Source organism: Aquibacillus sediminis (assembly GCF_005870085.1).
Taxonomy (GTDB): domain Bacteria; phylum Bacillota; class Bacilli; order Bacillales; family Amphibacillaceae; genus Aquibacillus_E; species Aquibacillus_E sediminis.
The window spans coordinates 62,490-86,092 of the sequence record NZ_SZNM01000014.1; the positions used below are offsets into that span (position 1 = coordinate 62,490).

The 23,603-nt window shown below is 38.3% G+C and carries 24 protein-coding genes and 1 riboswitch; of the genes, 6 read left to right on the forward strand and 18 right to left on the reverse strand.

Going from position 1 to position 23,603, the window contains the following annotated elements; translation table 11 throughout:
• Positions 1 to 12: 12 nt before the first annotated feature.
• The 9 genes from FCI53_RS13530 to FCI53_RS13570 all read right to left on the reverse strand — a co-directional run bounded on the left by FCI53_RS13530 (position 13) and on the right by FCI53_RS13570 (position 10,804).
• The gene (locus FCI53_RS13530) at positions 13 to 1,575 is read right to left on the reverse strand and encodes a class I adenylate-forming enzyme family protein (protein ID WP_138419604.1); all 1,563 of its coding nucleotides are present in this window, start codon (positions 1,573 to 1,575) and stop codon (positions 13 to 15) included.
• Positions 1,576 to 1,587: 12 nt separating this feature from the next.
• Positions 1,588 to 2,007: an acyl-CoA thioesterase gene (locus tag FCI53_RS13535; protein WP_138419605.1), complete on the reverse strand. Its 420-nt coding sequence runs from the start codon at positions 2,005 to 2,007 to the stop codon at positions 1,588 to 1,590.
• A 39-nt stretch (positions 2,008 to 2,046) separates the two neighbouring features.
• The gene (locus FCI53_RS13540; RefSeq protein ID WP_138419606.1) at positions 2,047 to 3,228 is read right to left on the reverse strand and encodes an acetyl-CoA C-acetyltransferase; all 1,182 of its coding nucleotides are present in this window, start codon (positions 3,226 to 3,228) and stop codon (positions 2,047 to 2,049) included.
• Positions 3,229 to 3,249: 21 nt separating this feature from the next.
• A complete protein-coding gene (locus FCI53_RS13545) occupies positions 3,250 to 4,029 on the reverse strand; it encodes an enoyl-CoA hydratase/isomerase family protein (protein ID WP_138419607.1) in 780 nt (259 codons plus the stop codon).
• 22 nt (positions 4,030 to 4,051) lie between these two features.
• Complete coding sequence (locus tag FCI53_RS13550) at positions 4,052 to 4,906, reverse strand: 3-hydroxyacyl-CoA dehydrogenase family protein (RefSeq protein ID WP_138419608.1); 855 nt, start codon at positions 4,904 to 4,906, stop codon at positions 4,052 to 4,054.
• Positions 4,907 to 5,207: 301 nt separating this feature from the next.
• Entirely contained in the window at positions 5,208 to 7,409 is a 2,202-nt protein-coding gene (locus FCI53_RS13555) for a helix-turn-helix domain-containing protein (protein ID WP_138419609.1), read from the reverse strand.
• A gap of 700 nt (positions 7,410 to 8,109) precedes the next feature.
• Entirely contained in the window at positions 8,110 to 8,808 is a 699-nt protein-coding gene (locus FCI53_RS13560; protein ID WP_138419610.1) for an HAD family hydrolase, read from the reverse strand.
• A gap of 69 nt (positions 8,809 to 8,877) precedes the next feature.
• Positions 8,878 to 9,195 (reverse strand): hypothetical protein, encoded by a 318-nt coding sequence (locus FCI53_RS13565; protein WP_138419611.1) that lies wholly within the window; start codon positions 9,193 to 9,195, stop codon positions 8,878 to 8,880.
• Between the two features lie 706 nt (positions 9,196 to 9,901).
• Positions 9,902 to 10,804, reverse strand: a complete 903-nt coding sequence (locus FCI53_RS13570) for a 5'-methylthioadenosine/S-adenosylhomocysteine nucleosidase (protein WP_138419612.1) — start codon at positions 10,802 to 10,804, stop codon at positions 9,902 to 9,904.
• A 152-nt stretch (positions 10,805 to 10,956) separates the two neighbouring features.
• A riboswitch (purine riboswitch) is annotated at positions 10,957 to 11,060 on the reverse strand.
• A gap of 392 nt (positions 11,061 to 11,452) precedes the next feature.
• Here FCI53_RS13570 and FCI53_RS13575 point away from each other — a divergent pair.
• Entirely contained in the window at positions 11,453 to 12,580 is a 1,128-nt protein-coding gene (locus FCI53_RS13575; protein ID WP_138419613.1) for a plasmid pRiA4b ORF-3 family protein, read from the forward strand.
• A gap of 45 nt (positions 12,581 to 12,625) precedes the next feature.
• Here FCI53_RS13575 and FCI53_RS13580 read toward each other — a convergent pair whose 3' ends face one another.
• From FCI53_RS13580 to FCI53_RS13590, 4 genes are all read right to left on the reverse strand, one after another.
• On the reverse strand, positions 12,626 to 13,096 hold the full coding sequence (locus FCI53_RS13580; RefSeq protein WP_138419614.1) for a hypothetical protein: 471 nt from the start codon (positions 13,094 to 13,096) through the stop codon (positions 12,626 to 12,628).
• A gap of 14 nt (positions 13,097 to 13,110) precedes the next feature.
• Complete coding sequence (locus FCI53_RS13585; protein WP_138419615.1) at positions 13,111 to 14,676, reverse strand: sodium/proline symporter; 1,566 nt, start codon at positions 14,674 to 14,676, stop codon at positions 13,111 to 13,113.
• 5 nt (positions 14,677 to 14,681) lie between these two features.
• Positions 14,682 to 14,828: a hypothetical protein gene (locus FCI53_RS21500; protein ID WP_171038179.1), complete on the reverse strand. Its 147-nt coding sequence runs from the start codon at positions 14,826 to 14,828 to the stop codon at positions 14,682 to 14,684.
• A gap of 275 nt (positions 14,829 to 15,103) precedes the next feature.
• Positions 15,104 to 16,000: a YitT family protein gene (locus FCI53_RS13590; RefSeq protein WP_342774216.1), complete on the reverse strand. Its 897-nt coding sequence runs from the start codon at positions 15,998 to 16,000 to the stop codon at positions 15,104 to 15,106.
• Between the two features lie 255 nt (positions 16,001 to 16,255).
• Here FCI53_RS13590 and FCI53_RS13595 point away from each other — a divergent pair, with 255 nt between their 5' ends.
• On the forward strand, positions 16,256 to 17,509 hold the full coding sequence (locus tag FCI53_RS13595; protein ID WP_138419617.1) for an MFS transporter: 1,254 nt from the start codon (positions 16,256 to 16,258) through the stop codon (positions 17,507 to 17,509).
• A 349-nt stretch (positions 17,510 to 17,858) separates the two neighbouring features.
• On the opposite strand, the gene FCI53_RS22060 is transcribed toward FCI53_RS13595, so the two are convergent.
• The 3 genes from FCI53_RS22060 to FCI53_RS13605 all read right to left on the reverse strand — a co-directional run bounded on the left by FCI53_RS22060 (position 17,859) and on the right by FCI53_RS13605 (position 19,607).
• Positions 17,859 to 17,993: a hypothetical protein gene (locus tag FCI53_RS22060; RefSeq protein WP_281279537.1), complete on the reverse strand. Its 135-nt coding sequence runs from the start codon at positions 17,991 to 17,993 to the stop codon at positions 17,859 to 17,861.
• Between the two features lie 24 nt (positions 17,994 to 18,017).
• Complete coding sequence (locus FCI53_RS13600; protein ID WP_138419618.1) at positions 18,018 to 18,254, reverse strand: DUF2316 family protein; 237 nt, start codon at positions 18,252 to 18,254, stop codon at positions 18,018 to 18,020.
• A 156-nt stretch (positions 18,255 to 18,410) separates the two neighbouring features.
• Positions 18,411 to 19,607 carry an MFS transporter gene (locus FCI53_RS13605; protein WP_138419619.1) on the reverse strand — a complete coding sequence of 399 codons (1,197 nt, stop codon included), beginning with the start codon at positions 19,605 to 19,607 and terminating at the stop codon, positions 18,411 to 18,413.
• A gap of 254 nt (positions 19,608 to 19,861) precedes the next feature.
• Between FCI53_RS13605 and FCI53_RS21505 the strand changes: the two genes are divergently transcribed.
• Both FCI53_RS21505 and FCI53_RS21920 read left to right on the forward strand, forming a co-directional pair.
• Positions 19,862 to 20,026, forward strand: a complete 165-nt coding sequence (locus tag FCI53_RS21505; protein WP_171038180.1) for a hypothetical protein — start codon at positions 19,862 to 19,864, stop codon at positions 20,024 to 20,026.
• Between the two features lie 52 nt (positions 20,027 to 20,078).
• Positions 20,079 to 20,201, forward strand: a complete 123-nt coding sequence (locus FCI53_RS21920; RefSeq protein ID WP_246050111.1) for a DUF6254 family protein — start codon at positions 20,079 to 20,081, stop codon at positions 20,199 to 20,201.
• 81 nt (positions 20,202 to 20,282) lie between these two features.
• On the opposite strand, the gene FCI53_RS22225 is transcribed toward FCI53_RS21920, so the two are convergent.
• On the reverse strand, positions 20,283 to 20,426 hold the full coding sequence (locus tag FCI53_RS22225; protein ID WP_425457182.1) for an aldehyde dehydrogenase family protein: 144 nt from the start codon (positions 20,424 to 20,426) through the stop codon (positions 20,283 to 20,285).
• Between the two features lie 231 nt (positions 20,427 to 20,657).
• On the opposite strand from FCI53_RS22225, the gene FCI53_RS13615 reads away from it, so the two are divergent.
• Positions 20,658 to 21,563: a glycine betaine ABC transporter substrate-binding protein gene (locus tag FCI53_RS13615; RefSeq protein ID WP_138419620.1), complete on the forward strand. Its 906-nt coding sequence runs from the start codon at positions 20,658 to 20,660 to the stop codon at positions 21,561 to 21,563.
• Positions 21,564 to 21,629: 66 nt separating this feature from the next.
• Here the strand turns inward: FCI53_RS13615 and FCI53_RS13620 are convergent, their stop codons facing one another.
• A complete protein-coding gene (locus FCI53_RS13620) occupies positions 21,630 to 21,869 on the reverse strand; it encodes a hypothetical protein (protein WP_171038181.1) in 240 nt (79 codons plus the stop codon).
• A 325-nt stretch (positions 21,870 to 22,194) separates the two neighbouring features.
• Here FCI53_RS13620 and FCI53_RS13625 point away from each other — a divergent pair, with 325 nt between their 5' ends.
• Positions 22,195 to 23,442, forward strand: coding sequence for an amidohydrolase family protein (locus FCI53_RS13625; RefSeq protein ID WP_138419621.1), 1,248 nt, complete (start codon positions 22,195 to 22,197; stop codon positions 23,440 to 23,442).
• Positions 23,443 to 23,603: the final 161 nt, after the last annotated feature.

Sequence of the window (23,603 nt, forward strand, 5' to 3'; positions counted from 1 at the left end):
TTTTATAGAGACTTAAGCTTGTTTGTCTAACTGCTTCTTCAGTGCTGCTTTCTGTATTTTTCCACTAGCTGTTACAGGAAACTCATCAACAAAGATAATTCTTGATGGGACCTTGTATTTTGCTAAATGTTCCGCAATAAAGTTCTTCATTTCCTCTTCTGTCAAGGTTGCCCCTTCTACTAGTTTCACCGCTGCAATGGAAATTTCACCTAATACCTGATCAGGCTCTCCAAAGACAGCAACTTCCGATACTGCTTGATGTAACTTGAGTACTGTTTCAATTTCCTGTGGGTAAATATTAAATCCACCTCGAATGATTAATTCCTTTTCCCTGCCAACGAAATACAGGTTTAATTGATCATCTAGCTTTCCAAGATCACCAGTATAATAGAAACCATCCTCATCTAATACCTTAGCAGTCTCCTCTGGTAGCTTATAATACCCCTTCATATTCCCGACACTATGAACGGCTATTTCACCAACAAACCCAATTGGCACCGGTGTACGACTTTGATCTACGATTTTCACCTTTACCCCGTCAATTGGCTTGCCAAGTGATTCTAAAATTGCTTGTTCCTCCCCTTTATCATCCGATAACGTTAGAGAACCCGTTTCAGATGTTCCAAAAGATTGGAGTAAATTGAACCCTAATTCCTCGCGTACCCGTTTCATCTGACTAGAGGTGATTGGTGCTCCACCAGTAACGCCAACTCTTAAGGTGGATAAATCGTAATTTTCAGGGTTACCTTGTTCTAATTCTTTAAGAAACATGGTCGGCACCCCTTGATGAACGGTCACTTTCTCTTGTTCAATAAGTTCGAGTATTTTTTGAGGATGAAATCTTTCCATTAAAATCATTCTTCCACCAGAAGCTAATGCTGCCATCAAATTGCAGACAATCCCAAAAATATGGAAGATTGGTGCAGGAGTTACAAAGACGTCTTGTTCCGTTATTTTCATCTCTTGTACCAATGTATTGGCCGAATGAACAACACTTCGATGTGTCGTCATCACACCTTTTGGCAATCCTGTCGTACCAGATGTATATAGAATACAATATAAATCTTCATCCACATTCAGAGAGGGGATGACAGGGTCGGTAGGGGTGGCATTGTCGACTAATTGCTGAAATGATAGTAAATCATCTTGATCAAATCTTACCGATATAATCGTGTCAACGATCGAAGCTGCCAAGTCGATTCCAACATTGGTTGAAAAAGTATCTTTAATAAATAACACTTTCGGTTCCGAGTTCTTTAAGATATACTCGATTTCTTTGGAACGATACATTGGGTTAAAAGGAACAAGGATTGCACCGATTTTGGCACTAGCAAAGAAAATCATGACGTTTTCATACCAGTTTGGCAAACAAACCCCAATTTTATCTCCCTTTTTCACCCCTAGATTCTGGAGGCCAGTGACTAGCTTATTGACCTCTTGATTGAATTCCTTATACGTTAGTCTTGTTTGTAGATCATAGAGGAACTCCTGATCACCAAATGCTTCCACTTGTGTTTCTAATAACTCACCGACAGATAATGACCGCTTATCTACTGACCTTTTACTGGTAACCATCAAAAGCCTCCTTCACGATTTCTTGGTTAATTCGCTAAATCCAAACACAGCTCTAACATCTTCAGGAATAGAAACGGCTTTCATCTTTCCATCTATTTTTCGTGTCCATGCTCGCACCTCATAGCCAGTAGCAATTAGGGTTTCACCGCGTTTAAAAACATGTTCGATTTTAAATGTCTTGTTATGCATTTCAATTACTTTTGAATACACATCAAATTCGTCTTCAAAAAACAACGGCCCTTTATATTGACAAAATGTTTCTAACAATGGGATAAGATCTCCTCTTGCGATTAGTTCCGAAACAGGGATATATTTGTTTCCTAGTAATTCTGCTGACGCTTGGTCCATCCATCTATAATAGTTAGGATAGAAAACAATTCCTGCTGCATCGGTATCTCCAAAACGCACCTTCAGCGAATAAATATTTTCCATGTTGATCCCCCCTCGTTCAAATGGAATGATACATCCTAATTACAACGCTTCCCATACCGCAGCAATCCCTTGCCCGCCTCCGATACAAACCGAAGAAGTACCGTATTTCTTGTTACGACGTCTTAACTCATAAATGAGCGATAAGGAAATTCTCGTTCCTGTCGCTGCCAACGGATGGCCAATAGCAATTGCTCCACCATTGACATTGCCTTTGTCAAAGTCAATGCCTAACTCTCTTTGACAGGCGATATATTGGGAGGAAAATGCTTCATTGATTTCAATTAAATCTAAATCTCCAAGTGTTAAGGAGGCTTTCTTCACTGCACCATTGATCGCTGGGACTGGTCCGATTCCCATATATTCTGGTTCTACCCCAACAACATCCCATGAGGCAAGTCTGGCAATTGGCTTAAGTCCATTTCTCTCTGCATACTCACTTGATGCAATCACGACGGAGGCAGCACCATCTACCATTCCACTAGCGTTTCCAGGGGTTACGACACCATTCTCAACAAAACGTGGCTTTAATTTACCAAGTTGTTCCATGCTTGTTTCCCGAATATGGTTATCTTCCTCGATCACACGGTTTCCTTTTCGGCCCTTAACCGTAACTGGAATGATTTCTTCCTTTAAATAGCCTTTGTCTCTTGCCGCGATGGCTCGTTGATGACTGGACAAGGCATGTTCATCCACTTCATGACGTTGGATGTTATACCTTTTCGCAAGGTTTTCTGCGGTTTGGGCCATCGTACAACCAACATTCGTATCTTCTAGCCCATCCCATAACCAATCTTCAATCTTAGGCCCACCAAGTGGACTTCCCCATCTCATTCCCGGAATGACGTGAGGGACTTGACTCATACTTTCTGTCCCACCAGCTAACACAACTTCTGCTTCGCCCGACATAATATAGCGAGCCCCAGTAAGGATGGCTTCAATTCCTGTTCCACAAACACGATTAATGGTGACAGCTGGCACATCAAGTGGTGTGCCAACTCCCAATCCTACATGTCTCGCTAGTAAATGCGCATCTTTACTAGATTGCTGCACATTCCCAAAGACAACTTGGTCAATATCATCTGCAGTAATTCCCGACCGTCTCACCGCTTCTTTTGCGGCATGTACTCCTAATTCTGTCGCTTTCACATGTTTAAATGCGTCGGCCATATTGATAAATGGCGTCCGTGCCCCTTCTAAAAGTACAATGTCTTTATGTCCCAATCCATGTTCCTCCTTTCCGATTTACTTGCCAACATATTGAGGCTTTCGCTTCTCGGTAAAAGCAGTTAACCCTTCTTTTGCATCTTCAGAAGAAAATGAAGTAGAAAATGCCGTTGTTTCCATCATTAGCCCTGATTCGGTATCAACATTTTTCCCATAATTAATCGCTACTTTGGCCATTTGCAAGGCAATGGCAGGCTTTTTAGCTAGCTTATTTGCCCAAGCAAGTGCTTCATCACGAATAGCATCATGTGCCACTACTTTATTTACTAGCTGAAGATCAAGAGCTCGGTTTGCATCAATCATATCTCCAAAGTAGATTAATTCTTTGGCAATTCCTTGACCAACGATCTTTTGTAGGCGTTGTGTACCACCTCCGCCAGGAATAATGCCCAAACCTACTTCTGGAAAACTAAACTTTGCTCGATCGGAACAAATTCGTAAATCACATGCTAGCGCTAATTCAAATCCACCACCTAAAGCCATGCCATTAATGGCAGCAATCACTGGTTTGTTAGCGTTTTCAATTTTGGAAAATACGGTTCTTGACTTTTTGTTCATCAGATTTAATCCATTTAAATCTTTGGTCGCCATTTCTTTTACGTCAGCACCAGCAATAAATGCTTTTTCCCCACTTCCAGTTAGTACAATTGCTCTTACCTCTTCGTTTTCCTCTAACTCGTCTGTTAATTCTGATAATTCAGAAAATACTTCTGAGTTTAAGGCATTTACCGGTGGACGGTTAATCGTTACAAGAGCTACATGATTGGCAATTTCACATATAAAATGTTTGAAATCCATGTTAGATCCTCCTCATTTTCGTTTATTCGTAGTTATAGAAGCCAGCACCAGACTTTTTACCAACTGTGCCTGCTCTTAGCATTTGCTTTAGTAACATTGGTGGAGCAAACCGGGTGTCATTGAATTCCTCTGCCATATAATCCATCACGTAATATCCAATATCTACACCAGCGTAATCTTGCAATGTAAATGGTCCCATCGGATAATTCAAGCCTAGAGTGACTGCCTTGTCAATATCCTCTGGTGTCGCTACGCCTTCTTCTAACAATTTAATTGCTTCAATAAATTGAGGGACCATAATGCGATTGACGATAAAGCCAGGTGTATCCTTTTGCACCACTACTGGTACCTTTCCAAGACTTTCTGAGAAGGTTTTTAACTCCTCTACAGTTTCATCCTTGGTATGGTACCCTTTTACTACCTCCACTAACTTCATTAACTGTGCTGGATTGAAAAAGTGCATGCCCGCTACGAGTTCTGGTCTGTTCGTTGCACTAGCGATTTCTGTAATGGACATCGATGACGTATTCGTCGTCAGCATGACACCCTCTGGCACGATCTCATCTAAATTCTGAAAGACTTTCTTCTTTACATCTAGATCTTCAATGACAGCTTCCACAACAAGATCTGCTGCTTTCAACTCTGACATATCCGTTGTTGCTTGAATCCGCTCTAGGGTTTGTGCTTTCTGCTCTGGTGTTAGCTTTTCCTTTTTCACGCTTTTTTCCATAAACTTATCAATTCTAGTTAATCCATTATCAAGAACTTTTTGTTCAACGTCCACTAAAATAACATTAAATTCGGATAAGGCCGCCAAGTTTGCAATGCCACTTCCCATTGCTCCTGCCCCAACGACTCCTACTGTGCGAATGGTCATGTTAACCCCTCCTCATAATTGGTATGTATTACATGTTTCATTATAGGAAAAGGGCTAACAGATTGATACATTCATAGAGTATGAAAGATATCTGTTGTTTCCTATAAAATGTAGGAGGCGCGATATAGCTTTGTTGAATGTGTCATATGGAAGGTGTTAGGAATGCGTCATAAAGTGAAACTTCCATAAGTGGGGGTTTTTTCACCCACTTATGGTTCGCTTGAACATATCAGCCCTATAGGGAGCTGATCCGGCTGATCCGCTACTTATCTAATTTGGTTTCTCTTAAACCTTGTGGGGCTTACTGCCTGTTAAAGTGAGATAAATCATATAATTTAAATGTCATCATTAAATTAAACCGATTTTCTGAATCATCAATATTTAGATCTAGGATCTCTTTAATTTTTTCTAATCGATATAATAACGTGCTTCGATGAATAAATAGCTTTTCTGATGTTTTCTTTATACTACCGTTCTGTTCTAAATAAACCCGTAATGTCTTAAATAAATTAATATTTTTATCTGTTGAATGATTCATTAATTTTTTTAAATAATTTTGCATGAAATATTTTGCTTCTGATGTGTCTTTTAATAAGTGGAGTAACGTGTAGGAGCCTAAGTCTTCAAAGAATGCATAAGAACTACCAATATCTTGGTGCATGACAACATTTAAGGTTTGTAACGCTTGTTTATAACATTTATGGTAATCTTCCATTTGACTTGCTTTACCGCCTATACCGATTTTCCCCTTACTGCAGATAGAACCGGTATCAAGCCACTCTAACAACTTGCCAGAAAGGTTTGACCAATATGTTTTCTCATCGGGATACTCTTTTTCAGTTGGAACAATTAAAACATAACCATCACTTTTTTTCGCAAATAGAATATTTGGATCAAACTTGGACATTTTATTTTTCACATGTTCGAATGCAGCCGTTTTTTTCGCTTGTAGTTCGACAATATCACCAGTGGTTATTTCTCTAGATTCCAATTCGATTGAAAGGACTGCAACACGGTGAGGACTGAAAACATTCCATTGAAAAAGGTTCGCATATTCAATAATCGTTTCCTTATCTTCAATAGGTACCGTCAATAGTTTTTCGATAAAAGAGTCTTTTACTTGAGTTTTCGTATCCATCACGAGCTTCTGCTTAATAAATTGAACCGAATAAATATTGCGGATTAAATCAATGCCCAAACGTTCAAACGGATCGAGTTCATCATTTCTATTTTCCAAAGCTAAATAGCCTAATATATCTCGTCCGCCATTCACAGGCCAAAGAAGGAACTGTTTTCGATCTCCATCAATCGTAAGATCAATTGCTCGCCTTTCCGTTATGCTGTTCATATCGTTTAATTCGGACATCATTTCGAGTTGTGATGTACTATTTCTTCTCTTTTGTTCGTGTTGGTACGTAATAGGGCGTAAGAAACGATCGAATAACACAATGTGCCGATTAAACATCTTGCCAACAACAGATGTAATACCTTTAAAATCTTCTTCATTTATCGTCTTCTTAATTAATACTTGTTGATAATCTAATAAGGTATGGAGGCGTTTCATTTGGTCCTTCTCTTTTTTAAATAAAAAAGCATTTCGTAATAAGGAGGAAACGTGCTCCGCCATGACTGTCAAGGTTTCTAAATCTTCCTCTGTGAAATATTCTCCATTCTCTTTCTCAACATGTAATACCCCAAACGTTTTAAGGTCCATGGTTAAAGGGACGGTTAGCTCATGCCCGTTTGTTATTTCTAAGTAAGGAAAATATTCTTTTAACACATAATTTTCTCCAACTAATATTTTCTCTGGTTTGATTAGTTTGCCATAAGAAGGTGGCTGAAGTTTAAAGTAATTGTTTTCTTCATCATATAGATAAAGCCCCACAAAGGAAGCGCTTGTTCCTTTCCTTGCTTGTCCAACAATTTTTTCTACTAATTTTTCCATGGATTCGTTTAGGGATAAATTTTTACTAATAAATTCGATACTAAGTCTTCGCTTTTGTTCTTGTTTTTTCCGTTTTGTTAGAGAAATCGCTGAGGCAACATCTTGTCCAAATTCATCAAATGTCCTTTCCAACTCTAACAACGTGATATATTTGTTATAACCGATTGTAATGAAGCCATAGGTTTGCTTTTCATCATATATGGGTACTGTAAACCATGTTTTCACATGGCTATTCTTCAATAATTGAAGAAACTGACAATGCTCACCAGAAGAGGCATCCTCATATGTAATACTTTGTGTAAAAAGTGTTGTGGAACAATGATCTACTTCAAGTGGTAAAGATTGTCTTAAAGATGTATCCCCACCACTCCATGCTTTTGGTTGGATATAATTCTCTTCTTTCAAAATAACGCCAACAAAATAGCAATTTAGGCGCGATTGGAAGGAATCTGCAAGATATTGTAAGACTTCCTCTTCGGTATCAAACTTTAACAAATGTCTAGCAGTTAGGCGAAGATGGTTTTCAATTTCGGCCAATAGTGCATTTTGTTTCCCCATATAGTCTACCTCCTCATTTTATTGGATCGACAGGTATCTTAATATTCAAACAATTCAGTTTTTCGGATTTAGAGGCGGATTGGTTAAATAATACGCAAAAAATAAACAATTCAATACCCACTTTCGATTAGACAATCTAGCGAATAAAGGTTGCGGCGTTTATTTATAGAGTTCAAGTGATATTCCTTTCAAATATAGACGTTTAATGAGTTTTTGTAGACATTTAGGGTGAATTTTTAGCTAGGTATATACGTTTAATTCTGTTACGTCTACATCTGGGGTGTAAATTTTCGTTACAATTGCACTACACTAAATGCAATCGTGATCGAAAGTTTAAACAAAGTCTCTTATACTTTACTTAATATATGAAAATAATAAGGGTTTTCTTGTCGTCTTGGATAATCGTGGAGTTCTCTTCTCTTCAATAGAAAGTTAATCAATCTGTGGAAAAACGTGAGGCCTCTCGTCAAAAGTCCTATTCCAAGTAAGTATTCCTCGTAAGGCATACGCAATATAATAGAGAGGAAGTTATGTTAAAATAGAATATCAGTTGAGCATACCAATTTCCAATATTTCTAACATAGTTCTTTTTACAATACATAGTATGTCAGAATATTCATAAAAGTCAATGTTTAAATTTACTGAACAACCATATTTATTTAGTTTTAGGGAAGCACGAGAACGTCCCCCCGTGCTTCCTTCAACTAAACAAATCCAGTAACTCTTTCGCACTATGCACTTCATTATCTGGGTTATAGGCAGAATCAACTGGTATTTCTTTCTTACGATGATTCATCCAGACCGCTTGCCAGCCAGCTTGTTTTGCTCCGACTATATCTTTTTCAAAATTGTCTCCAACATAAACCGTTTGGGGTGGATCTATGTTCATTTTCTTTTCAATAAAATCAAACACTTCCCTTTTCGGTTTGGCATGACCGATCGTTCCAGAAATAAATGTTTTCTCAGCTGGAATCCAACGACTAAGGCCAAGTTGTTTAATTTTCATTGCTTGATGTTTCTCCTCCCCATTAGTAAGAATTCCAAGCTGTTTCCCTTCTTGATAAAGCTTGTTTAGCAGTTCTTCTACTTCTGGAAACAATGCAATGTTTTGTTGTTCGGCAACATATGTTTCATGAAACGTAGCTGCTTTCTCCTGATCGATAGGAAGATTGAAGTCTTTACAGGCAGCAATTATTCGTCCCGTCTGCCATTCAAACTGTGATATTTCTCCCGCTTCACTTTGATCGAATAAAATCTCACTATATTTTCGATTTGCTTTGTACAATTGGTCAATATCTTCATCTGATAATGGCTCTTGAAACAGTTTCCTCACCGTTTTATGAAAAGATTGAGCCTGATCGTATAGCGTATCATCAACATCAAAAATAATCGTATCCATTTACATAACCTTCTTTCTTGGGATATGGGAGCAGGCACTCTAAATAGGAGTGACTGAATCAGCAATGCTTTAAAACGGCAAATCTTCCCAATCGTCAAAGTCTAACGTTTCTTTGTCTACAGTTTCTGTCTGTGGCTTTTTCTTTTTCTTTGGTCGTTTACTCGGAGTGGGACTAACAGTTAATACTTGACCAAACTTTTTCTCGTATAAATCACGAATCCACACCTTTACTGGTGCTTTCCACTTTTGATCTCGAGTTGGGATATTTTTTATGAGGCTCTTAGGATTCATTCCTAGCTCTTTTGCCATTTGAATATCAGCTGTATTTAACCGACATCGTTTTTTCGCCTGTTTCCATGCCTCCGCATTTTTTCTAGTTTTGCTCAATTTCTATCAGTCCTTCTATCTATTAAATTCATTGCCCTAATTAGGTGCGACCATCCTACATTAGTGAAGCATACTTATGCAATAATCTCCTTTGCACCATTTAATCTTGAGCCTATATTATAACAAAAAAAGTGACAATCTCCAGTGTCACTCGGTTGTTTAACTCTAGTCATGGTTGCGTACACTTGGTTTTGAGTTCTTTATAGTTTATACTCTAGCAGTACAGAAACCGTTCTATGACTTACTGAAACTTACTATATAATTCACAAACCTTTTGTCTAGTTCCACTTTAACAGATTAAGGTCGAATGGCTCTCCACCATTTCCATCTCTCCATCTACCATATCTTCCAGTTTACTTTTATGAGATTTTCCTCCTTCTATCAAACTTACCTAATTTTATAATAATCACGGATTCCTGATCAAATCAAATGAAATCCATCTTTAGATGCATAGGGACGGTCCTTGCTTCACTCTTCATTCAAAGGAAGCACGAAAACCTACCCCCTGCTTCCTACATAAAAAACAAAGGAGCATTCACCCAACGGATGAACGCTCCTGCATAGCACTTGGTAAATTAGGCAAGGTTTACGCGTATTTCTGTTCTTGTACATACTAGTAATTGGCAAGCTCTAGGTACAACGATGTGCTACACAATCTAAAGGAAGCACACGAACCACCCACAGTTTCTCCCCATACTCTTTTTCACTACTCTGCTAGATGAGTAGCTATATATTCTTTCACAATTTCATAGACATATTCTTGATTTACTTCTGCTGTATTTGGGTTATATTCTCCATCGTTCGTTTTATTATTAGATAGGATTCGTACACCTAGGAATGGGACCTCGTACGCTTTTGCAATTTGTGCTGCAGAAGCTGTTTCCATTTCTTCTACAGAAGTACCGAATTTTTCGTGGAACCAATTAATTCGATCCACTTCATTATTCCATACATCTGCTGAACCGATTGTCCCCTCCACTACTTTTCCTTTGGTATGGCTATCCTTTACCGCATTGGCAGCTGCTAGTAACTCTTCATCCGCCTCGTAGTAACGAATATTCTCAGCATCCGGATCTTCTCCTGCACTTCCTTCCGATGCCATTAAGTCCATCGGAATCCATTCTGTCGGTTCTATGCCTTCATTTTCATCTCTGTCTCCTGTTTTTAATGCCCCTATGTTTACCGTTCTTTTCCCTAACACAATATCAAACACATCTAAGCTTGGATCATGGCCACCTGAAGTTCCTTGACTGATAATCGCAACTGGATTATACCGCTCGACAGCCACTGCGGTAGCTGCTGCCGCATTTTCCATCCCCTTACTCGTTTTCACAACGATGACTGGATAATCATCTACTGTTCCAATATAAAAATCATAAATACCCGATGTTTCTTTCTCCACATTTTCTAATCGTTCCGCAAATTCTTCCGCCTCGATTGGCATCGGACCTTCAACTAAAATAGGTCTTTGCGTATCTTCTGGTGCTGTTTCAGAATTAGCAGTAGCATTACAACCGACGATAACAGTTAGTGATAGGAGAGAAAGAAGCGCCAATAAAGCGATTTTCCATAACCTCTCGTTTTGTTTCTGTGCCTTAAATAATTTCATTTTGTTTCCCCCTTGTTGTTTGTTGTTGATAGCCAAGTCATTGGGTCCAACATAAAAAGGCCTGGAAAGATAATTGAATTCTACCTTCCAGACCTAAAAGTTAAAGTATATACTTGTAGCGCTTAATATGATGAACGATCACAAAAAACCGAACATTATACACTTCAACTCGTAGTCCAGTTCTTTTAACGGGAACTAGGTAGAGACACTCAGACCATATTACCGAGTATATACGAGTAATATTTAATTGTTATCAACACATTTAAAATATAGCAGATACATCCTGTCGTTTCAACAACTCTTTTTTAACTTTTTTAAAACAATTCATTTAATTTTTTCAGTATATCCTCTCATACCACTGGAAACATTCGATTTCTAACACAATTGAATTAACGAACGATATTTTAATATAACCAAAAATAATTCGTTTTCTCAGACCAATTAAAGATGCACTAAAAAATAAGGTCTTCTTCTTCCTACTTGTAATATTCATTCAATCCGTTCAAAATCTATAGTAGAATCTTTAAAATGAAATATTTTCGCCATGTTGAGATGACGAATAGATTTTTATATATACTTTTTTGACAAACTAATCACATCAGCTATTCGTTAAGTAAATAAATTAAATTCTAAAAAAGGAGTGTACGCATGCTCGTTCAATGCACCAAAAAGTTGTTAGACCAATTAAAAAGGAAACCAGAAACGGTTGAGGATGAGGAACCACTAGTGTCTTGGCACGCCAATTTCTTAACCCTGAATCGAAGAAAAACAGTTGTACTCGTAAACGATCAGAATCGATATACCATTGTGTTACACGGGCTTAAGGCGAAAGACTTTAACAACATCGACGACATCATCGTTCAAGCTATTTACAATACGTTCGAACAAGAATGGATAAGGAAGGAAGTCATCGATCAGTATATCGAATCGAGCAAGGGGATAGCCTTTTCGAAAACAAAAAACAGAACATTAGTTGCACGAATGAATAAAGCGTGCGAAACCGTGTATTGGTTTCAGGATTTACTGGATCCTGATACGATTTTTCAACCTACCTTGAGTCTTAAGGTTAGCCGAGATTTAGTTGGTGTCGGAAACAATGATTATTTCCATCCAAATAAAGAGATGTATAAGGATTTGCAGGCTCTAGTTGGAAAACCGATTATTCAAACAAAAGCAGCTGAAATGACGGTCACATTACGTCTTGAAAATTTTCATGTGTTCCGCAGGTTGATCGTCCCGATGAATTTTTCTTTCCTGCAATTACATAAGACCTTACAGATTGCTTTTAATTGGAAGGATAATCACTTACATGAGTTTTATGTATTTGATAACAATCACACGAATCAACCTTTCTCTTATTACGATCCTACATCTGATAAGGAAGGATTCAACCCGATCCTTAATCTAGTGAGTAACCAAGAAGCATTTCATTATGGAAACGATGATATTCCGATGAAAATGGACAACCAAGTCCTGCTAAAGGAATACCTCCCAACTAACGTCACCTATGTATATGATTTTGGTGATGCTTGGATCCATGATATAAAAATAGAGCGAGTGATAGAAGATTATGATAAGAACCATCCCACTTGCTTGGAAGGTGAAGGAAAAACACCGCCCGAGGATGTAGGTGGAGAACCGGGATATGAGAACTTTCTAGAAATTTTGGCAGATGAAAGCCATCCAGATTATAACCACATGAGAATTTGGAGTAGTGGATTAAGCTATCAAGATTTCAACCTGGAACTGGTGAATCGTGGGTTGAGCCATGTTTAAGAAATTAAAGTGGGACAAGCGCCCTGTCCCACTTTAAGTGCCATCCTATAATGGATGATATTTACCTGATACACCGTCTACGATAAAGCGGCTATTTGGTGATGATACGACCCAATAAGGGCGGTAGAATCGTTCGCTATCTGTTAATGTATAGGTTGGTATTGTTAGGAACTTATATTTTTTCGATACGTGTCGGCGGAAAAACTGCATTGCTGTTTCCTCAGCTTTAATAGCAGAGTAAACTGGATGGAGTAATTCCGAATCATCAATAGTTTTCTTTACAAAAGTCGGTTTATCATCAATCATGGATTCTCGGTTGCTAATTAAATCAATCGTACAACCAAGATTTCCTTCTTTCAGCAATAATGTTTTAATTTTCATATGATAGGCAATAAATTGATAGGGATAGTAGACTTTCTTATCAACGGAATAGCTATGATTCGGATCTAATCTAGACAGAATCTCTACAGCTTCCTTTTGATTAATGGATTCTGGTAAAACATTGTATGCTTCCATCTATTTTGCTCCTTTTACACTTTGGGGGTTGACAATGAGTTATCTGCTAAAATGTCAGAAATATTGTTGGCTTCTGGTGATAGGTCGTGTGCAATGTTTTTCTCCACTTTGGATGGTAGAACTTTTTTCCCTTTCGCATCTTCAATCGACTGCTTAATCTTATCTGACGGCTTTTTCCCAAACCTGCTCCCAATCAACATACCAATGATGGAAACAACGAGCCCTGCTAAGAATGGGTCAACACTAGTTACAGCAGCGAGGTCTAGAACAGTCCACAATATATTGGTTGCGGCCCCACCAATCATGGCACAGACTGCGCCTACATGGTTGGCCTTTTTGGAATAGACAGATGCCACATAAGGGACTAGAAAGCTATTCCCTAATACACCAAACGAGAAAAGAACGAGAGCAGCTACTGCAGGTGGTTCATAAATCGCAATCACGACACCGATGATTCCACCTATTAAAATACAAAGTCTTGATACAAGGACAGCTTTTTTCTCACTAGCTTTTGGATTAATAAAACGTTGGTACACGTCACGAGATAAAATCGTACCCGCTTGCATAAGTAGTGAATCTGATGTTGACATTATCGCAGCCATAATTGCCGACAATAGCAGTGCAGCTAAAAAGCCGGGGAAAAATTGATAGGTTAATTCTGGAATAATCATTTCTGGATCGCCTAGATTAGGCAACAGCACAATCCCAATTAAACCTAATAAATAAGGAATAAAGATAAATAATTGGTTCCAAGTTGCCGCCCATACAATCGCACCTTTAACTGTTTTTGTACTTTTCATTGACATATGACGTACGACAACGTGTGGAAGCCCCATATAACCAACTAAATAAATAAGGATTGCCCCAATTACAACGCCCCATTGGCCATAATATGCGAGGTCTTTGCCCCACATACTTAAATAAGTAGGGTCTATTGCTGCGATTTGTGCATTTAGTTCAGATAAGGATATGTGATTAAAGGCTAGAACACTAATCCCTAGCACACCTAACACCATAATAATCCCTTGAATAAAATCCGTATACACAACAGCCAAATAACCACCCGCTGCTGTATAGATGATAATAACACCAACCCCAATAATTAAGGCTGTCTCATATGGAAGTCCAGTCAATTGAGTGAGAGCTTTACCTGCAGCAATAAACTGAGCAAATACGTATGCTAAGATAAAGATTATCGAAATAATCGAACCGACAACTCTAACGGAGGGACTTTCATAACGTTTTTCTAAATATTCAATCGGAGAAAGCGCCCCTAGCTTTTCGGACATACGTCTCATTCTTTTCCCAAGCACGGATAAGTTGACAATGGCACCGCCCGCATCACCAATCGCATACCAGAGCGCATACCAACCGTGTTGAAAAGCTAGAGCAGGTCCCCCCATGAACATATACCCACTCATCGAACTACTTTGCATCGTCATCGCTGTTGCTGCAGGTCCGACACTACGGTTCCCCAATAAGTAGTGCTCAGATGATTTTGAAGCTTTACGAGTGAACCAAATACCAATACACATGAGCGCTAACAAATAAACAATAAATACGATCGCATCCATACTCATAGCTCTTATTCCTCCTTGTATTCAACTTGTTCTTCTAGGTCTTCCAGTTCGTCTTGTTTTTTAAAGATAAAATAAATAATAAACGCAGACCCGATAAACAAAATAGGCCAAGGAAAAAACGCCAAAATGGTTTCTGTTGGTAAATTAAACATGCAATCACCTCCTTAAATGGAGTCTCCAAACAGCAATTGGGTACCGAATTATTTTTAGGAATATTCAGTCAATTAGAAGCGCGATTCAAATGGCGAACCACCTATTAACCGGGGTTAGTTGTCTGAAAATTTTAAAAATATATGTATTGTAACTATAAAATAATTACTAATGAACTTCATTTATCAAAGTGTTAATAAAATGGATAACCTTTTTGACATTTTGTCAGTTATAAAATAGTGCCTGCCACCGCTTTGGTGACAGACACTGCCTTACATTACCATATCGAATGAAATTTCCCAATCACATTATCGGTAGAAATAATACTAACAAATGCTTTTTTATCGACGGATTTAACGATTTGTTTAAGCTGTCGGGATTCACCTTTTGCTGTTACACAGAATAAAACAATTTTATTATCATGGGTATACCCGCCATTGGCATCCCACATCGTTGTTCCACGATACAACTCCTTGTTGATCGTGTCGTTCACTTCTTCTCCTTTTTCGGTAATAATTAAAACCGAAATCCGATTGACATGATCCAAAACTAGTTCATATAGTTTCATAGATGATAGAATCGAAAGGATAGTAAATAGTGCAATTTCACTTCCAAAAATGAATCCAGATAAAATAACAATACACATATTAATGATCATGCTCATTTTTCCAACCGTGATATTTTTACGTTTGGCAATAGCACGAGACAAAATGTCGAATCCACCTTGAGATCCTCCTGTTCGAAGAGCAAGACCATTCCCAAGACCTGTCAATCCGCCACCAAAAATAGCAGCAAGTAAGGTATTTTCTGTCCAAATTGGTTCAATTGGGATAATAAATAAAAACGCCGATAGCAAAGTTGTGGATACAATCGTGTAAAAAATAAATTTGTTCCCTAGAAATTTATAAGCAATAATTAACAACGGAATATTTAAACCAAAATAGAAATAACCGACATTAATCGGTATAAAATGATGTAGCAAAAGCGATGTGCCCGTCAACCCCCCTGACAAGATACCTGATGGGATAATTAGCATGTTCACCGCAAAAGCTGTAATGAATGCTCCAAAAATAATAATAAGAATATCAATGCACGTATGAATTTGTTTCGTTGAAGTATGAATGATTTTTCTCCTCTTCTTGTTGTTGTAATTAATCCTAAACCTTTTGAAAATTGTCTGACAAAACCAGTTTTCCTACTAAATAAAAACTCCAAAAAGCATTATATAAAGTCTTTCATAAATAAGCAAGATTGTAAGGGCTTTTTTACAAAAAAATATGTAAAGTAGGTTGGATCAATCAAAATATGTTATGATTTGTCGCATGGAGATCAGATTTCAATTCAATCGTATCGTTTTAATATTACTAAAGATGGGCAAGGTAACGTATGTGAACATTGCATAATTTGTCGATTGATCGGAGTAGGTACAATGTCAAAAAGAAAAGGTATATTTTATGGTTGGTGGATTGTATTAGCTGGCCTTTTATTAATAACACTAACAGTTCCATTTACAAGTGCACTAGTCAGTCTATATATGATACCTGTAACAGAAGAGTTTAACATTCCACGAAGCGCTTATACACTCACAACTACAATCATCGCTGTTTGTGGGATTTTTTTATCCCCTTTTGCTGGAAAAGCAGTAGAGAAATATAGCGTTAAATTAGTTTTATCAGTTGGTGTAATCGTATTTTCTCTTTCCTATATGTCTTATGGATTAGCACAATCGGTCTATCACTTGTATATTTCAGCAGCTTTTCTCGGCATTGCCTTTATATTCTGTGGGAACTTGGTCACACAAATCATTATTGTGAATTGGTTTGAAAAATATAGAGGGTTAGTAATCAGTATTGCCATTTCTGGGATTGGTTTGGGCGGTTTTATCATGAGCCCTATTATTGCAAATCTGATCATCCACTTTGGATGGAGACAAACTTATTTTATTATGGGATTAATCATCTTAATGATAAGTCTGCCAATTACATTGTTTATTATGAAGAAAACTCCTGAAGAAGTCGGATTAAAAAAATACGGAGCTGATGAAGAAGAGCAGTCCACCAATGATAAGAAAGCGAAAGTTGAAATAAATATCACGCCAAATGAAGCCAAAAAAGAGCCTTTTTTCTATATCTATATGGTAGGGATATTTTTCCTTGGACTAACAACTACTGGTTCGATTCAACAAATAAATCCTTTTGTCTCTGACATACATGGAATGGTTTACGCGGCTACGATCGTTTCTTTATATTCTGTTTTAGGCATTTTTGGTAAATTACTTCTTGGTTGGTTAAGTGATAAATTAGGTGTTATTAAAGCTGGATCTATCGGTTATATTAGCATGGCGATTTCATTCGCCCTCCTATTATTTGGACAATTTAAATTCGCCCTCATTCTTATGACCATCTTCTTTGCATTTGGAAATGCTGTTGCAAGTGTGTCCCCTCCACTATTTGCTAGTCATATTTTCGGCACTAACAACTACGGGGTAATGATGGGCTTAACAAATAGCTCCTTTCAAGTAGGTATGGCATTAGGCGGCGTAGTTACTGCAACCGTATATGATTTGATGGGATCTTATACATTGGCATGGATTGGATTGATCGTGATAGCCTTACTATCGATGGTTAGCATTTTCCTATCCTACTCTGTTTCAAGAAAAAAATACACACACGATATACAGTGAAACGTCCATCAGCGAGGCTATCATATCCCACTAATCGTTAGTACCCTCAATGATTTGGCCTAAGGGTTTTACCCTTAGGTTAAGGTTGGAGGATTGCCAGTTACATGTGGAAAAATTTATTTATACTGTAACACCTGGCTTCATGCTTTCAATTTCGTACTGGCATCATTGGGTCTTGGCTCTTGGTGGGACAGACGTATGTTCTTTTCCAAATAAAAAAGGACAAGGGCGCGTTTGGCCCCTGTCCATTGCAGGAAGGTTGAAATACGTTTGGTGCGTTACTTCAAACATTCTGTAGTATGATCCATTGCTAACACCTCATTTAAAGGTTTTGCTAATGGTTATCTACTTACGCTTGTTGTCGGATCACCAACACCTCATTTGCATGAAGTTTGTGATGCTTCCTTGACTTGTCACATTGAAGTTCATCCAAGTTGTCTTTCACCAACACCTCATTTATTTCTTGTTTCCTTCCTACATCCATTATGATGTCCCACATTGTTCGTTTTTATTCAGAATAAGAAGAAGGTTCTTTTCCTTGTTCATTTAGCTTTTCCACTAAATAATTACGCAAACGTGATACTGCTGCTTCATCAGCAGTAGGACCAAGGTTAATCGTTTCTTCAAACTGCTCATGATTAAAAGCGAGGTCCGCTTGGATTACTTCTGGTGTTAATCCAGAAAGTTTGAAGTTATCTCTTAATTCCTTCTCCACTTGATTTCGTTGTTCAGGAGTTAGGCTCATTACTTTCACCTCCATTTAAACTATCCAGTCTTCATTTTACCCAAATATATCTTTCTTACTACTGGATGCGCAAAGGAGTGGGACATGGGGACAGGGTTGTTGTCCCAGTAGAATCTCTTTGTGCGTGGGACAGTGAACCTGTCCCCTTGTCCCAATTCAACTCGCTTGTAGGATATTTTTTTCTGTTCGTTTCTTTTTTCCGTGAAGAAGATAGTACAAGAAGATGCTTGCAAATATGAGCGTTGCCAGGGTTAGGTACAATCCGCGAAAACCAACGATTGGAATGATAAACCCTATCAGGAAAGGACCAAAGCCTGTTCCAGAATCCATAAATACGAGAAAGGTTGAATTAGCAAGGCCAACTCGATGCCGCGGCGACTCCTTAATGGCAATAGCTTGAAAACAAGAATTTAGCGTTCCATACCCAAGACCAATGAGTGCTCCTGCTAAAAGGAGCGTGAAGCCTTGACTTGCTTGGCTAAGTGTAACTAATCCAATCACAAACAACACCAAGGCTGGATAGATCACAATGTTATCTCCCTTTTTATCTAATAAGCGCCCAGTGAATGGTCTCGATATTAAAATGAAGAAGGCATACACAATAAAGAAGAAACTTGCCGCATCTACTATATTAATTGCAATAGCATAAGAATTAATAAACGATAAAATACCTGAGTAAGCAAATGCCATAATGGTCATCATAACCGAAATAGGAATAGCCTTTATTTCAAAGAATTCTTTTAGCTTAAATTCTTTCATTGCTTCAATCTGTTCTTTCGTGATGTCTGCTTTTGGAATTGGCACCAATAACAAAATAAGCGAACCTATTAGAGAAAAAAGTGTACAAACTGCAAAAATCATCGTATAGTTTCCTTGTTGTCCGAGATAAATTCCTAAAAAAGGTCCTACCGCCATGGCAAGGATTAAACTTAATGAAAAATAGCTTATTCCTTCTCCCTTACGTTCGTTTGGAATAATATCTACAACAACCGTTACGATAACAGTGGTAAATACCCCAAACGCTACTCCATGAAGACAACGAATTAGCAATAATATGTTCATATTTTCTACAATAAAATAGGATAACATGACCACCAAAAATAAACCCAATCCACCATAAAGCATCTTTTTCCGTCCAACAATCTCAATATATTTTCCAGCAAAAAGACGAGCAACGAGTGCTCCCACTATAAATATACTTGACACAAGACCCGCCATGCTTTGCGAAGCATTAAATTCCTCCACCGCATACTCGGTTAACGTCGTCATTAATAAAAAAAATGTTAAACTGACAAACAACGTTGATACGAACATGATGATAAAATCTTTTGTCCATAATTTGGATTGATTCATCTTTTTGCCCCCTATTATGTAGACCTGCAAAAAAATTTCGAAAATTACGTGAATACAATAGTTTTACTATATATCTTGGTATTTTAAACTTCAAATAAATCAAACTGCTTTGAAGGCTCAAGAAAAGTGAAGCTGCAGAACGGTTCTCTTACTTCTTTTGTTAGGATGGGCAGGAGCACAGGGAGCGACCTGGTTGTTTGTTGCATATTTATTTTCGGAAACTGAATACTAAAACAAAAGGAGGAGGATAAAAGATGGCTAAACGAACGAAGAAAAATGACCCTCAACAAAAGAATAAGCAGGGATTTGATGCTAGCAAGACTGATACAGAGTTCTCTAAAGAACTTGGTAGTGCCGCTGCCAATCGTGCACACAAAGAAAAGGCCAAGAAGAAGAGAGAACTTCGAAGTGATAAATGAGTTGAGATAAAATAAACTTGATAGCTAACAGCAAAAAGGAGCATGATGCCAGATGTCTAAATCCAAAAGTCAACGAGAACGACAATGGGAAACAAGAAAAAGATCACAAGACCCCCACGGAAAAGTAAAATCATTTGAACAACTATCTGAAGAAGCTAAACGCACCGAAAAGTAAAACTGGGACATGGGGACAGGGCACTTGTCCCAGTGGTTGGTGGGACAGTAAACCTGTCCCCTTGTCCCCACCAGCACTGCTCTATCCCCTAACTCTAATGTGGAACTTAAAGTTGCTAAAGCTTAAAAGTTGGCTTCTTTCTCCCACTCCTACATTTTTCCAAGTTTTAAAAGCTTCTTGGGCTGCATCTACTGCAGCATCAACATCTTCATAACTTGGATCAATAAATTCAGCAAGTTTTCTCCATTACTTGCATTATAGGATGTAATTTTCTTACCTTCTGAGCTTTCTATCCTTCTACCATTACGGGACACGGGGACAGGGCACTTGTCCCAGGGCTGATGGGACAGTAAACCTGTCCCCATGTCCCACTATTTTCATGATTTCTAACTAAAATGGAACTAATTGGCCATAATAAAATTGAAATCCTATTCCATTTCGAAGGAGGTTGGACAAGTGATAAATACAAAATCAATCTGTCTCACACTTGGCTTATCTTTTTCCTTTCTACTTGCTGGATGCGGGAATGAAGATGCGCCACCACCAGAGGAAGAAGATACTGTAAATTATAGTGAAGAAGTAGAATACTCGATTATAGGTATTGAACCTGGATCGGGTACAATGGATTTAGCAAATAAGACGTTAGAGGAATATGACAACTTGGAAGGTTGGAATCTTTTAGATGGAGCAACTGTTGGGATGTTAACAACTTTAGGTGAAGCAATTGATAACGAGGAACCAGTGATTGTAACTGGTTGGACACCACATTGGAAGTTCGCTCAGTACGATCTTAAGTTTTTAGACAATCCAAAAGAAACGTTTGGTGGTTCCGAGAATATTAATACGATCACGAGAAAAGGCTTAGAAGAAGACATGCCAAATGCCTTTACCATTCTTGATCGTTTCTACTGGGAACCAGAGCAAATGCAAGAAGTAATGCTTGCCGCTCAAGATGTTTCCTTTAAAGAAGCAGCAGATAATTGGGTGAATGAAAATGAAGATCTAGTAGCAGAGTGGACGGAAGGTGTCGATCAGGTTGATGGAAAATCGATTGAGTTAGTTTCTACACCATGGGATACCGAACGATCATCCAGTCATGTCATGCAAGCAATCTTAGAACAACAGGGTTTTAATGTAAAAATAACACCGGTTGATCCAGCTGTCATGTTCCAGGCAATCGCTAACAGTGAAGCAGATGCAACACTCTCACCTTGGTTACCCGCTACACATGCTTCCTATTATGAGCGATACAAAGAAGACTTTGTGGACTTAGGGGAAAATTTAACTGGTGCGAAAATTGGCTTTGTTGTTCCAGACTATATGGACATCGATTCCATAGAAGATTTAGAACCTAATAATTAGGGACAAGGGGACAGGGCACTTGTCCCAGTGTTGTGTGGGACAGTAAACCTGTCCCCGTGTCCCACCTTATTGCAATTTTTTCAACTCATCCAACAGTTGATCCGTGCGTTTGGCGTTTCCTTCTGCAAAATTTTGTAATCGCTGCTTTAATTCAGGATGATGATGAATTCGATCAGAAGCAATCAAATATTCCCTCATAAGCTTTACTTCCCTATCGTGAGAACTTTGTAAAATATGCCTTAATTGATCAATACTTAGCTGATCTTCACGATCAAAATCTCGATCGTAGTCTACTTCATGATTCAAGCATATCACCTCATTTCACCTTTATTTTTACTTTTGAAGATGAATTTATACAAACAAGCGTCCACTATCGTGGGACATGGGGACAGGGCATTTGTCCCATTTATGTCCGTATTATTATTTCGTGAAAATGACAGTAATTCCGCGAAAAGGTCGATTAATTCCGTAAAAACACGATAATCCCGTAAACGACCACTTTCCCCGTAAAACCAAACAGTTTGACGTGGACGGCAAGCGACGAGTGAGGAGGTGGGACAGTAAACCTGTCCCCATGTCCCATCTTTGATACAATGGAGTACAGTTACATATAAATAGGAGTGATGTATATATGAAAAAGTTTATCAATGCAACGATATACAATGATGTAGGTTCGCATGAAATTTTGGTGAAAAATGGTCGTTTTCAAGCAATTGGAAATGATTTAGGTGACGCGGATGAAGTGATTGATTTACAAGGACGTCTGGTGTTACCGCCTTATGTTGATCCACATTTACATTTAGATTATATTTTTTCAGGGCTTGGCGAAGGAAATGCCAATGTATCCGGAACGCTATTTGAAGGGATCCAACGTTGGAGTGACAATAAGAAATCTCTAACAGAAGAAATGGTGCGTGAGCGTGCGATCAAAGGGATTCGAAAAGAGTTAAATAAAGGGGTTCAATATATTCGGACCCATGTTGATATTACCGATCCCCATTTAACAGGGATGAAAGCATTACTTAAACTACGTGAAGAATTAAAGGATGTCGTGACCTTACAACTAGTCGCCTTTCCTCAAGAAGGATTTTTTCGCTATGAAGGTGCAGAACAATTAATGGAACAAGCACTTGCAATGGGGGCTGACGTTGCTGGTGGGATTCCACACTTTGAGATTTCCTATGAACACGGTGTCGAATCATTAAAACGAATCGTCAACATGGCGATCAAACATAACGTGATGATTGACATACACTGTGATGAAAATGACGATCCGAATAGCCGATTTTTAGAGGTGTTAAATGCACTTGTAATGGAAGAAAACTATGGGCCATACACCACCGCAAGTCACACATGTAGCTTTGGATCCGTCGAAAACAGTTACGCCAATAAAATGTTAGGTTTATTTAAACAATCACAGATTAACTTCATTTCCTGTCCGACGGAAAACGCGCATTTACAAGGACGTGGCGATACTTATCCGAAACGACGTGGCTTAACACGAGTAAAAGAGCTGTTGCATAATGGGAATAGTGTCGCATTTGCACAGGATTCAATTGCAGATTACTGGTACCCATTAGGGAATGGGAATATGATGAACATTCTAGACAATGGGATCCATTTAGCACATTATACGCACATTGATGAAATCAATAAGGCATTCGATTTGATCACCTATCATGGTGCAAACATTATGCGCGTTAACGATGAGTACGGCATTGAAGCTGGGAAACCAGCGAACTTTATCGTTTTAGATGCTATGGACTCCTATGAAGCAATTCGCGAACGCGCCGAAGTACTTGCATCCATTCGTCATGGCGACTATCTTTTTAAACGTGAACCACGAAAAAATGAAATCGAAATAGATTTCTTAACATAACCATGAAGTGTAGGGCGGTTCTGTATTCTTCCTATCGGTATCGAAGGAAGTACAAGAACCGCCCTTTTTTTGCTTTCTTCCCTCTTCTCTTTGTCTTGACTTGAATTATGTATAGGCAATTAATCAACACGTATCACCATTACCTTTACTTCATTTTCTTC

Coding starts and splice junctions, on each gene's coding strand:
- FCI53_RS13605 (WP_138419619.1), bottom strand. CDS start 19,607: ATGAATCAATCCAAATTATGGACAAAAGATTTTATCATCATGTTCGTA.
- FCI53_RS13575 (WP_138419613.1), top strand. CDS start 11,453: ATGCTCGTTCAATGCACCAAAAAGTTGTTAGACCAATTAAAAAGGAAA.
- FCI53_RS13550 (WP_138419608.1), bottom strand. CDS start 4,906: ATGACCATTCGCACAGTAGGAGTCGTTGGGGCAGGAGCAATGGGAAGT.
- FCI53_RS13580 (WP_138419614.1), bottom strand. CDS start 13,096: ATGGAAGCATACAATGTTTTACCAGAATCCATTAATCAAAAGGAAGCT.
- FCI53_RS13570 (WP_138419612.1), bottom strand. CDS start 10,804: ATGAAATTATTTAAGGCACAGAAACAAAACGAGAGGTTATGGAAAATC.
- FCI53_RS13530 (WP_138419604.1), bottom strand. CDS start 1,575: ATGGTTACCAGTAAAAGGTCAGTAGATAAGCGGTCATTATCTGTCGGT.
- FCI53_RS21920 (WP_246050111.1), top strand. CDS start 20,079: ATGTCTAAATCCAAAAGTCAACGAGAACGACAATGGGAAACAAGAAAA.
- FCI53_RS13560 (WP_138419610.1), bottom strand. CDS start 8,808: ATGGATACGATTATTTTTGATGTTGATGATACGCTATACGATCAGGCT.
- FCI53_RS13625 (WP_138419621.1), top strand. CDS start 22,195: ATGAAAAAGTTTATCAATGCAACGATATACAATGATGTAGGTTCGCAT.
- FCI53_RS22060 (WP_281279537.1), bottom strand. CDS start 17,993: ATGGATGTAGGAAGGAAACAAGAAATAAATGAGGTGTTGGTGAAAGAC.
- FCI53_RS21505 (WP_171038180.1), top strand. CDS start 19,862: ATGGCTAAACGAACGAAGAAAAATGACCCTCAACAAAAGAATAAGCAG.
- FCI53_RS13600 (WP_138419618.1), bottom strand. CDS start 18,254: ATGAGCCTAACTCCTGAACAACGAAATCAAGTGGAGAAGGAATTAAGA.
- FCI53_RS21500 (WP_171038179.1), bottom strand. CDS start 14,828: ATGTTTAATTTACCAACAGAAACCATTTTGGCGTTTTTTCCTTGGCCT.
- FCI53_RS13535 (WP_138419605.1), bottom strand. CDS start 2,007: ATGGAAAATATTTATTCGCTGAAGGTGCGTTTTGGAGATACCGATGCA.
- FCI53_RS13585 (WP_138419615.1), bottom strand. CDS start 14,676: ATGAGTATGGATGCGATCGTATTTATTGTTTATTTGTTAGCGCTCATG.
- FCI53_RS13595 (WP_138419617.1), top strand. CDS start 16,256: ATGTCAAAAAGAAAAGGTATATTTTATGGTTGGTGGATTGTATTAGCT.
- FCI53_RS13555 (WP_138419609.1), bottom strand. CDS start 7,409: ATGGGGAAACAAAATGCACTATTGGCCGAAATTGAAAACCATCTTCGC.
- FCI53_RS13545 (WP_138419607.1), bottom strand. CDS start 4,029: ATGGATTTCAAACATTTTATATGTGAAATTGCCAATCATGTAGCTCTT.